The following is a 10,445-nucleotide window of genomic DNA, read 5'->3' as shown; positions in this document are numbered from 1 at the left end:
ACCCCTACAAGGGATTCTTCGTTCTACGCCACGCTCACAGCCCACACCTCATCGGTGGATCAGGGCTGAGACGTCGCTTGCGGTCGGGCGTTCTCGGTGCAAGGTGGAGGTCAACGCGTGCGACACGCGCGAAAGCGAGGTGCGTGAGTCAGGGTGTGCCCTCGTTGCAAGCTGATTGTGTCTCAGGGCTCAGGTGCGGTCGCATCCGCGAAGCACAGACGAGCGTCGTGTTTACAGCGGCGTCTGCCAGGTTCCGATGAGGGTGCGCAGGCTTGCTAGCCACGCGCCCCAGAGGCCGGTGACTTCGAGGATTCCGAGCGCGATGAGCATCGCACCGCCGATCCGCGTCACCGCCAGGGCGTGTCTGCGGGCGAACGTGAACACTTTGAACATTCGGCTGATTCCGAGCGCTGCGAGGAGGAAGGGGATGCCGAGGCCAAGGCTGTAGGCGAAGGAGAGGATCGCTCCCCTGCCTGCGGTGCCGGACGTCGTGGCGAAGGTGAGCACTGCGGCGAGGGTTGGGCCGATGCAGGGCGTCCATCCGATGCCGAACATCACCCCGAGCAGCGGGGCCCCGGCCAGCCCGACCTTCGGTTGGTAGCGGGGTCGCAGCGTCCGCGAGAGTCCCGGCACAGCGCGTAGTACACCGGCGAACATCAAACCGAGAACGATAGTGCAAACACCAAGGACCCGGATGATGACGTCCTGTTGCCGGATTAGGACGGCGCCCAGGGCTCCGAACGCGGCGCCGTAGCTGGTGAACACGAGTGCGAAGCCGAGCACGAACAGTGCGGTACCGAGCACCACGCCCGATCGACGTGCGGGGATCGCCGGGGTACCGGCGTCGGCGCCTGCGGCTCCCGTGACATAGGCGAGGTAGCCGGGCACCAGTGGCAGACAGCATGGGCTGAAGAAGGAGACCAGCCCCGCGAGGATCGCGATCGGGAGCGCGATGAGCAGCGGGCCGTAGAGGACCGAGGAGCCCAGCGACAGTGCGTCCATCATCTGCACTGCTCCGCGTCCTCAATGAGCCCGCGGAGGGTGGTGGCGTCGACCGTGCCGACCACGCGGGCGCGGATTGCGCCTTCCCGATCGACGACCAACGTCGAGGGGACGGCGCTGACCGGGATGATCCCGTTGAACGGACTGGGCAAGGACGAGCCCGTTCTGGTCGTCGAAGCTGGGATAGGTGATCTGGTACTTGCGGACGAATGCTCGTGCGGCCGCGGGGTTGTCGCGGACGTCAATGCCCACGAACTCCACGCCACGCGTGGCGGTCTCAGTTGCGACCGCGGCCAGGTCCGGCGCCTCGGCCCGACACGGCCCGCACCAGGATCCCCACACGTTGAGAACAACCACGCGACCTCGTAGGTCCGTCAGATCCAGCGCCTGACCATCGATGGTCGTGCCTCGGATCTGCGGCAATGGGATCGCTTCCTGGCCTCGATAGAGCGTCAGACCGACCCCGGCAGCCGTGCCGTCAACCACGGACTGCGACCGCAGGTGACTGACCTGCCGTACGCCGAGACCCACGAGGGCGGCGATGACTAGAAGCGCCAGGGAAATCCGGGCCCTGCTCCGCGTCATCCCACACCCCCCGCTCATCTACTATCGTCGATAGGTGATCGTAGATGGAGCTCCCCCGCCATCGAGCAATCGGGGGTTCGGCATGAGGAGCCGCAGATGAGCAGCCCGAACAAGAAGCGCATCCTCGGGCTGTCGCCCCGCGCACGACGAGTCGTGATCCCGTTCTTCGCGATCGCGACCGTGATCATCGCCATCAGCTTTGTCTCCGGGAGGAAGGCGGACGGCGAACCGGAGACCGGCCCCGTGGTGGGAGGAGACCTGCACGCTCTCGGATCACTGGACGCGCGCACCTTTGTCGGCGGACATGCAGGCGCCGGCTCTCGGACTGATGCGGGTGGGTGGACGCAGATCGAGTCGCTGGCGGACAAGGACGTGATGGGATGGGCGGCGTCCGGGACGGTGATCCTTGCCGGCGGGCACGCCGGTCTCTACGCCTCGGACGATGACGGCTCCACGTTCGACCAGGTCGATGGCCTCCCGGTCTCCGATGTCCACGCTCTCGGCGCGTCCAGCGACAGGGTCTATCTGGCCTCGCCGGAGTCGGGGACCCTGGTCTCGACCGACGGTGGGACGACGTTCGAGGAGCGCAGCACCGTGGGCAAGGACTTCATGGGCACCATCTGGGTCGACCCGACAAACCCGGATGTCGCCATGGCACCGTCGATGCGAGACGGCGCCGTGAAGACCAGCGACGGCGGCGCCACGTGGACCCCGCTAGGCAGCACACCGGGAGCAACGGCCGTAGCCGTCGACAGGGCCGGTTCGCGAGTGGTGGCCCTGAGCATGGACGGAGCCCAGGTGAGCACCGACGGCGGCGCCTCGTGGACCGCCGTGGACGTTCCGGAGAACAGCGCTACCGCCGCCTACACCCCTGACGGGAACCTGGTCGTGGCCGTGCTCAACGGCGATCGTGCCGCGGTGTTTCAGCAGACAGGCAGCAGGTGGGAGAGACTGACATGAGCAAGAGGTCGCGTCGCTCGGACGGCAAGGCTGCGGCCAGGACGCGCCCGCTTGGTGATCTCGAGGCCGTGGTGATGGGACACCTCTGGTCGGCCGAGACCCCGCTCACGGTTCGCGAGGTCCTGCAGAGGATCGAACGCGAGCCGCCACTGGCCTACACCACGGTCCTGACGGTCGTTGACAACCTCTACCGCAAGGGTTTCTTGGTTCGTGAGCGCGAGGGCCGGGCCTTCCGTTACCGGCCGACCAAGGACCGGGCCGATCACGCCGCGGAGCTGATGCACGAGTTGCTCAGCGACAGTGGGGACGCTTCGGCCACCTTGCTCCGCTTCCTGGATCACATGGATCCAGGACAGGTGGCGCGACTGAGGCGGGTTCTGCGTGACTAGCGCGTTGTTGTTGGCGGTCTACGCCCTCACCCTCGGCACCCTCGGGGTCGGGTGGCTACGCGACTCTCGATGGACACGAGTCGCCCCACGACTGGCCATCGCAGGCTGGCATACGCTCGCGGCGTCGGTGCTGCTTGCGCTGTGCGCCGCCGGCCTTGCGCTGGCGATCTCGATCCCCCGAGGTCGGCGGGGACCTCGCGCACCTGCTCAACTTGTGCGCAGAGAACCTGCAGCACGGCTACGTCTCGCCCGGCGGCACTCTCGCCGCGGCTGTGGGCATCGGACTCGTCCTGGCGTTGTGCACCCGGGTGCTGTGGTGCACGGTCCGCGCGGTGTCCTCGAACCGTCGCGAACGAGCCGCACGCCTGACCGTTCTCGACCTGGTCTGCCGAACCGACCTGCTATCCGGGGTACTCGTCCTCACACACGCCACTCCCTACGCGTTCTGTGTCGGGGGCAGACAACAACGGATCGTGGTCACCAGCGCTCTGCTCGAGAACCTGGACACCGCGGAGCTCGACGCCGTGCTCGCGCATGAACGCGCACACCTGCGACAGCGGCACCACACCGCGTTGACAATCTCGCGCATCCTGTTCGACGCGCTGGGCCCGCTCTTTCCCGGGTTTCGGTCCGGGATGCGCGAGGTCGAGTTCCTGGTTGAGCTGAGCGCCGACGACTCCGCGCGAGCGCGGATCGGCGCCCACCCGTTGCGGCAGGCGTTGACAACACTCGCCTGCCTGCGACCGGCGTCAAGCACCCTGGCCGCCAGCGCTGTCGAGGTCGAAGCCCGGATCCGGCGTCTCGACGGCCAGCACCAGAGATTGCCCCAGCCGATGCTCGCGGCCTCGTCGGTCGGATTCGGCGCGGCCATCCTCTTACCGCTCGCGCTTGCTACCGCTCCCGCCCTCGCCATGGCCTGGGAAGGCCTCTGCCTGCTCGGCTGACCGGCGCGTTTCGGCATGACCCCACCGATCAACTATCGTGCTTAGGTGATGGCCTAGCGGAGGTCCGCGACGACCAAGGAGGTCAACCCAAGCATGAGCAGCATCCGCCGCCGCGCGAAGAAGAGCGACATCGACAGCCAACTGTCCAACTGGACCAAGCGCCGGGTCCTGTCCTGGTCCCTGTTCGGGCTCGCCGGTCTCATCGCGATCCAGCACCTCGTCGCTCACGCAGGGTTCAGACCTCTCCCGATGTCGATGGGATGGCAAGACCTTCTGCTCGGCTATCCGATGGCGATCTTCCTCGCGATCATGGGCGGCATCACCCTCGACCCGAAGCCCCGGATCTGAGGATCGCGCGTGTTCGTCTACTCGTTGCCGAGCCCGGGCCAGGGCGTCTGGCACCTCGGACCCGTCCCCGTGCGGGCCTACGCGCTCTGCATCATCGCCGGCGTGTTCGCCGCTGTCTGGCTGGCGGAGCGCCGCTGGGTCAAACGTGGCGGCGAACCGGGGACGATCGCCGACATAACCCTGTGGGCGTTGCCATTGGGTGTGGTGGGGGCCCGGCTCTACCACGTGCTCACCGATCCACAGCTCTACTTCGGGCCCGGCCAGGATCCCTGGGCCGCGTTCTATGTCTGGCAGGGCGGATTGGGCATCTGGGGCGGGATCGCGCTGGGTGCCTTCGGGGCGTGGATCGGCGCCCGCCGCAAGGGTGTTCGCCTCGGCGACGTGGCCGGGGCGATGGCTCCCGCGATCCCTCTTGCTCAAGCGATCGGTCGATGGGGCAACTGGTTCAACCAAGAGCTTTTCGGCAGGCCGACCAACCTCCCCTGGGGCCTGCAGATCGCGCCAGAGAACCGACCTGACGGCTACGAGAACGACGCGACGTTTCAACCCACCTTTCTCTACGAGAGTTTCTGGGATCTCGGTGTCGTAGGCCTCGTGCTCTGGGTCGAAGCCCGCTTCAAGATCACCGGCGGCCGCCTCTTCGCGGTCTACGTGATGGGCTACACCCTCGGCCGCGCATGGATCGAGTATCTGCGCATCGACACCGTCAATCAGGTTCTGGGTCTGCGCCTGAACGTGTGGACCAGCATGGTCGTGTTCGCCGCAGCTGCTGCGTACTTCGTCCTCGCCGGACGGCGATCAGCTACCCGCCTCGACCAGGAAGACCCTGAGACGACTCCGGCATCATGACTTCCAGATCGGATGATTCACAGCATCAGGCCCGCCTGGCTTTCCATAAGCGTGCCCACTCCACTCGGATGGACAAGGGTCCGGATCGTCTCGGCAAGAGGAGGATCTGATAGTGCTGAGGCGGGAAGCCGGGGTACCTGTCGCTGTCCCTTGGGTGCGGGTCGGGTGGTCTTCGACCGATGCGATGCGCATCGTCACCGTTGGCGGCGTGGTCGGGCTCGCGGCCGCGGTCGCGATGGCCGTCTTCGGGCTGCCTTCCGTTGACTTGCACGGCCCTTTGCACCGCATGGGGATCATGGACCCGTTGTGCGGTGGCACTCGATCGGCCCGGCTCACCGCCCAGGGCCGACTCGGGGAAGCATGGGAGTACAACCCCCTAGGCATCGCCGCCACGGTCGCCGCCGCTGCCGCGGTCGGTCGAGTGATCATTGTTGTCGCGGCACGGCGCTGGGTGAACGTGCAGGTCTCCTGGACCTCGCGCCGCGTCCGGGTGGCGGTTGCGATCCTTGTCGCATTGCTGATACTGCTCGAGATTCGACAGCAAGGCCGCGCCGACCTGCTCATGAGACGCTACTGATCCCGTGGCCCTGGAGACGAAATCCCTGCCCGGTACGGCGCGACACCGTTCTGTGGGAACACATGAACGCGTGTTCCCGGTGGTAAGCCCGCGGTTGAGGACAACTGACGCCGGCCGCGGCGGGACCGTCCGGGCGATGTCTCTTGGCTCTGTCCTTCCAAGGGTGGTGGCATAGCTCCATGTCAACAGGACGCTCAGAGATCGGAGGGGCAGATGGCGTTCGTAGCTCTTGGTGCGATCGTCCTCCTGGTGGTCGGAGCAGCCTTACTGTCATCGCGGCGACACGCTTCCATCGCGGGCGGCTGTTGCGCACCGGCTGATCCCCGCCACGAACTACGGATGCGCGCTGCGTTCGAGGACGACAACGATGACCCCCGGTCGGGGCCTCGTTCGAAATGAGCCGCACTCACCAGGCGGGACGTGCAACGGGCAAGCACAAGTCGGTGCGACCCACTGCGACTCGAGTGCGAGCAGGAACTCATCGAGACACAAGCACACGCCACCGACGCCGGCTGGTCTTGGTCGTGCTGGTGCCAGTGGCTGCGACGGTGGCTGTCACCGGCGCCGCAGAGAGTCCCGATCAGTCCGACGCGAGCCGCGCCACCCGCGGGGGGGCACCAGCCACGGCGCCGAGAAAGAACGGCGTGATCATCGCCGGGAACGCCACCCCGAAGCACGCCAGGATGGTGTGCCATCCCAGCGACAGCGCCATCTGCTGACGCGCCGGCAATAGACCGGCGGGGGCATCGCCCAGCGTCACCTGGGCCATGGGCGCCGCGGAATCGGCCGCGCTCCCGATCAGGAGGAGAGGATCCAGCACCCGTTCCACCGCAGGCGTCGATCGACGCCGATCCCCTGTTCTTAGTCCCCGGACACGAGGACGGCGACCACCAGCGCGGTGCGCGCCAGTCTAGCCTCGATCTTTTTGAGCCTCTTCGGATGGGCCCAGTCGTGGGCTGAGGGTGTCTGTTGTCGTGGGGGCAGGGTCGTTCTCCGGCGCTGTGTCAGGGGCGCGAGCCGAGCACGAACAGGGCGGTGCCAAGCACGGCGCTCGATCGACGCGTGGGGATCGCATGGCTCCGGCGTCGGCGCCGGCGGCTCCCATGACGTAGGCGCGGTAGCCGGTACCAGCGGTAGGGAGCACGGACTGATGGAGCCAACCTCCGCCAGGATCGCGATCGGGATCCCGACGAGCAGGGGGCCATAGAGGACCGAGGATCCAAGGGACCACGCCTCGATCATCAAGTCTTCTCCGCGTCACCGATGAACTCTCGGAGCGCGGTTGCGTCGACCTCGCCGATCACACGGGCTCGGACGGCGCCATCCCGACCGAAGACCAAGGTCGAGGGGACGGGCTGAGGGGGATGATTCCGTTGGAACTGGGACAGGACGAGGCCATTTTGGTCGTCGTAGCTGGGGTAGGTGACCTAGTAGGTGCGGATGAATGCCTGTGCGGCGGCGCGGGGCTGTCGCGAACGTCGAGACCTGCGAAGCGCACGCCGCGCGTGGCGGTCTCGTTCGCGACTGCGGCCAGGTCCAGCGCCTTGGCGCGGCACGGCGCGCGCCAGGATCCCCACACGTTGAGAACGATCACCTTGCCGCGAAGGTCGGCCAGATCCAGCACCTGCCCATCGAGGGTGCTGCCTGCGATCGGCCGCAGCGGAGCTCACCTCGCTGTCTCGATGAGGGTCAGGCCCGACGCCGGCATCTGTGCCCGTTCGTCGAACTTGGTGACCTGAGGTGATTGACCTGCCACACAGCGACGCCCATGACGGCGGCGATGATCAGGAGCACCAAGCAGGTCCGTGCCCTTGTCCACGACATGCGGACAGCCCAGCTCATCTACTAGCGTCGATAGGTGATGGTAGATGGAGTTGCCCCAGCCATCGAGCAATCGGGGGCTACTGAGGAGTGAGCCGCGGATGAGAAGTCCGAACAGCAACCGCATCTTTGGCCTGTCGTCCCGAGCCCGGCGGGTCGTCATCCCGTTCCTAGTGATCGCGGGCGTGATCATCATCATCGGCTATGTCTCCGGTCGATAAAAGCGGGACCGGTGCGGGAGGCTGGGCGCAGATCGAGTCTCTGGCGGACAAGCACGTGATGGGAATGGCGGCGTACGGGACGACGACCCTCGCTGGTGGACACGCCGGCATGTAAGCCTGCGGCGATGACGGCTCCACATCCGACCCTCGTCTCCACCTATGCGGGACGACCTTCGAGGGGCCACAGCACCGTGGGGTAAATAGCCTCTTGGAAGAACACTGGGTCGACCCAACCCAAACCCGACACGGCAACGCACGTCGACGCAGGACGGCGCCGGAAGGGTGCAGGAGCCTGGGCACACAGGTGAACAGCGACGGAGAAGCCTCGCGGGCCGCGGTGGACGTTCCAGCGGGAAGCGCCGGCGCCGCCTAAACTCCTGAGGAGGAGCTGGTCGTGGCCGTCCTGGACGGCGATCGGGCCGACTTGTACCAGCAGGCAGGCAGCAGGTGGGAGAGGCTGACGTGAGCAAGCGGTCGCGGCACGCGGACGGAAGGGGAGTGGCCAAGTTGCGCCCGCTCGGAGACCTGGAGACCTTGGTCATGGGTCACCTCTGGTCGGCCGAGAACCCGCTCACGGTGCGCGAGGTCCTGGAGAGGATCGAGCGCGAGCCACCACTGGCCTACAACACGGTGCTCACCGTCGTTGACAACCTCTACCGCAAGGGGTTCTTGGTTCGCGAGCGCGAGGGACGCGCCTTCCGCTACCAGCCGACCAAGGACCGAGCCGAACACACCGCGGAGCTGATGCACGAGTTGCTCAGCGGCAGCGGCGACACCTCAGTCACGCTGCTGCGTTTCCTCGACCACATGTCTCCGGCGCAGGTGTCGCGACTCAAGCGGGCTCTGCGTGACTAGCGCGCTGCTGCTGGCGGTCTACGCCATCACCATCGGCACCCTCGGGGTCGGATGGCTAAGGGATTCCCCGTGGACGAGACTGGCCCCTCGACTGGCCATCGCAGGCTGGCAGGCGCTCGCGGCGTCGGTTCTGCTCGCCCTGGCTGCCGCGGGCCTGGCGCTGGCGATCTCGATCCCCGAGGTAAGTGGTGACCTCGCGCATCTGCTCAACTTGTGCGCGGAGAACCTGCAGCACCCCTACGTCTCGCCCGGTGGCACGCTCGCCGCCGCTCTGGGCATCGCAGTTTTCCTGACGTTGCTCACCCGGGTGCTGTGGTTCATGGTGCGCGCGGTGTCCTTGGATCGTCGCGAGCGGACCGCTCGACTGGCTGTCCTCGACCTCGTCTGCCGTACCGACGTGCTACCCGGGGTGCTCGTGCTCGATCACGAGACTCCGTATGCGTTCTGTGTCGGCGGACGACGACAGCGGATCGTGGTCACCAGCGCTCTGCTCAACAACCTGGATGCCAGGGAGCTTGATGCCGTGATAGCTCATGAACGCGCGCATCTGCGACAGCGGCACCACACCGCAGTGATAACCTGCCGCGCGCTGTTCGACGCCCTGGCGCCGTTCTTCCCCGGCTTTCGACAGGGGATGCGTGAGGTCCGGTTCCTGGTCGAGTTGAGCGCCGACGACTCCGCGCGAGCGCGGACCGGCGCGCACCCCCTTCGACGGGCCTTGACCACACTCGCCTGCCTCCCACCGGCTCCGAGCACGCTGGCTGCCAGCGACATCGAGGTAGAGGCCCGCATCCGACGACTCGACGGCAAGCACCCGCGATTGGCCCAGCACCGACTCGCGGCCGCATCGGTCGGTTTCAGTGCCGCCGTCCTCATCCCGCTCGCGCTGGCCACCGCTCCCGCTCTCGCCATGGCCTGGGAAGGGATCTGCCTGCTCGGTTGACCGGCTCGGCTCGGCTCCCGATGATCAACTATCCTGCTTAGGTGATGGCTTTCGTTGAGGCCCGCAAGAGCAGGAAGGTCGACCAAGCATGAGCAGCATCCGCCGCAGCACGAAGAAGAGCGACATCGACAAGCAGCTGTCCAACTGGACCCAGCGTCGAATCCTGTCCTGGTCGCTCTTCGGGCTCGCCGGACTCATCGCGATCCAGCACCTCGTCGCGCACGCAGGGTTTCGTCCACTCCCGGTCTCGATGGGATGGCAGGACCTCCTAGCGGGCTACCCGATGGCTATCCTTCTAGCGATCGTCGGCGGCATCACCCTCGATCCGAAGCCTCGGATCTGAGGTTCACGCCTGCTTCCCTTCTCGCTGCCGAGCGCGGATCAGGGCGTGTGGCACCTCGGACCTGCGCCCCTGCGCCTAGGTCCTCCTCGCCGGTGACGGCCACTGGTTCGCCCACACGCCGTGGTCGGCGATCAGTGAGTCCTGAACGCAGACTGACCGCCATGAAAACTACGGCCGCCGGGGGGTGCGGACTTGCGCTTCCTTTCTCCCATCCAGCCATGCTGTGGCGTCGAACACCTGACAGGAACCGTTGTTGCAACTCGATGGCAATAAGGTGGAGTCATGGCGCTGATCACCGACCGCCGGGAACGGACGGCCCTGGCAGCGATGGCCAGCGTGGTGCTCTTGTTGAACCTCGTCGGTTGGGGCGTGCTACTGGGCCTGGTCGTGCCCCAGCAGTACGACCTCGGAAGTTCAGGTGTGTTCGGGGTTGGCCTGGGGGTCACGGCCTTCCTGCTCGGCGTGCGCCATGCCTTCGACGCAGACCACATCGCCGCGATCGACAACACCGCGCGCAAATTGGTGGGGGACGGCAAGTCTGCTAGCGATCCTTGGTCGTTAGAACTTTGACGGTTGTCTTGAGTTTCAGGCGGCGTTGAGTCGTGCGT

At 66.5% G+C, this 10,445-nt stretch carries 14 protein-coding genes; 10 read left to right on the top strand and 4 right to left on the bottom strand.

What is annotated here, in order from left to right:
- Positions 1-231: 231 nt before the first annotated feature.
- Positions 232-1,005 (bottom strand): cytochrome c biogenesis CcdA family protein, encoded by a 774-nt coding sequence (locus ACYVKX_RS16145; RefSeq protein ID WP_460834445.1) that lies wholly within the window; start codon positions 1,003-1,005, stop codon positions 232-234.
- Between the two features lie 18 nt (positions 1,006-1,023).
- Entirely contained in the window at positions 1,024-1,488 is a 465-nt protein-coding gene (locus ACYVKX_RS16140; protein WP_460834443.1) for a TlpA family protein disulfide reductase, read from the bottom strand.
- Positions 1,489-1,740: 252 nt separating this feature from the next.
- Between ACYVKX_RS16140 and ACYVKX_RS16135 the strand changes: the two genes are divergently transcribed.
- The 6 genes from ACYVKX_RS16135 to ACYVKX_RS16110 all read left to right on the top strand — a co-directional run bounded on the left by ACYVKX_RS16135 (position 1,741) and on the right by ACYVKX_RS16110 (position 5,654).
- Positions 1,741-2,547, top strand: coding sequence for a WD40/YVTN/BNR-like repeat-containing protein (locus ACYVKX_RS16135; protein WP_460834441.1), 807 nt, complete (start codon positions 1,741-1,743; stop codon positions 2,545-2,547).
- Positions 2,544-2,936, top strand: a complete 393-nt coding sequence (locus ACYVKX_RS16130; RefSeq protein ID WP_460834438.1) for a BlaI/MecI/CopY family transcriptional regulator — start codon at positions 2,544-2,546, stop codon at positions 2,934-2,936. Before ACYVKX_RS16135 ends, ACYVKX_RS16130 begins: the two co-directional genes overlap by 4 nt.
- A 272-nt stretch (positions 2,937-3,208) precedes the next feature.
- Positions 3,209-3,880, top strand: coding sequence for a M56 family metallopeptidase (locus ACYVKX_RS16125; protein ID WP_460834436.1), 672 nt, complete (start codon positions 3,209-3,211; stop codon positions 3,878-3,880).
- Between the two features lie 93 nt (positions 3,881-3,973).
- Positions 3,974-4,228: a hypothetical protein gene (locus ACYVKX_RS16120; protein WP_460834434.1), complete on the top strand. Its 255-nt coding sequence runs from the start codon at positions 3,974-3,976 to the stop codon at positions 4,226-4,228.
- A 9-nt stretch (positions 4,229-4,237) separates the two neighbouring features.
- Positions 4,238-5,077, top strand: a complete 840-nt coding sequence (gene lgt / locus ACYVKX_RS16115; RefSeq protein WP_460834432.1) for a prolipoprotein diacylglyceryl transferase — start codon at positions 4,238-4,240, stop codon at positions 5,075-5,077.
- Between the two features lie 184 nt (positions 5,078-5,261).
- Positions 5,262-5,654, top strand: a complete 393-nt coding sequence (locus ACYVKX_RS16110) for a DUF2752 domain-containing protein (protein ID WP_460834430.1) — start codon at positions 5,262-5,264, stop codon at positions 5,652-5,654.
- A 580-nt stretch (positions 5,655-6,234) separates the two neighbouring features.
- Here the strand turns inward: ACYVKX_RS16110 and ACYVKX_RS16105 are convergent.
- Positions 6,235-6,483 carry a hypothetical protein gene (locus ACYVKX_RS16105; RefSeq protein ID WP_460834428.1) on the bottom strand — a complete coding sequence of 83 codons (249 nt, stop codon included), beginning with the start codon at positions 6,481-6,483 and terminating at the stop codon, positions 6,235-6,237.
- 471 nt (positions 6,484-6,954) lie between these two features.
- Positions 6,955-7,233, bottom strand: a complete 279-nt coding sequence (locus tag ACYVKX_RS16100; protein ID WP_460834448.1) for a hypothetical protein — start codon at positions 7,231-7,233, stop codon at positions 6,955-6,957.
- A 1,003-nt stretch (positions 7,234-8,236) separates the two neighbouring features.
- On the opposite strand from ACYVKX_RS16100, the gene ACYVKX_RS16095 reads away from it, so the two are divergent.
- From ACYVKX_RS16095 to ACYVKX_RS16080, 4 genes are all read left to right on the top strand, one after another.
- Positions 8,237-8,551 (top strand): BlaI/MecI/CopY family transcriptional regulator, encoded by a 315-nt coding sequence (locus ACYVKX_RS16095; RefSeq protein ID WP_460834426.1) that lies wholly within the window; start codon positions 8,237-8,239, stop codon positions 8,549-8,551.
- Positions 8,544-9,494 (top strand): M56 family metallopeptidase, encoded by a 951-nt coding sequence (locus ACYVKX_RS16090; protein WP_460834423.1) that lies wholly within the window; start codon positions 8,544-8,546, stop codon positions 9,492-9,494. The genes ACYVKX_RS16095 and ACYVKX_RS16090 overlap by 8 nt, the downstream gene beginning before the upstream one ends.
- A gap of 88 nt (positions 9,495-9,582) precedes the next feature.
- Positions 9,583-9,837, top strand: a complete 255-nt coding sequence (locus tag ACYVKX_RS16085) for a hypothetical protein (RefSeq protein ID WP_460834421.1) — start codon at positions 9,583-9,585, stop codon at positions 9,835-9,837.
- 282 nt (positions 9,838-10,119) lie between these two features.
- Positions 10,120-10,407, top strand: coding sequence for a HoxN/HupN/NixA family nickel/cobalt transporter (locus tag ACYVKX_RS16080; RefSeq protein ID WP_460834419.1), 288 nt, complete (start codon positions 10,120-10,122; stop codon positions 10,405-10,407).
- Positions 10,408-10,445: the final 38 nt, after the last annotated feature.

It is taken from the genome of Nocardioides hungaricus (assembly GCF_054782915.1).
Note: the sequence above shows the minus strand (reverse complement) of the source record. Positions and strands in the feature narration are given on the sequence as shown.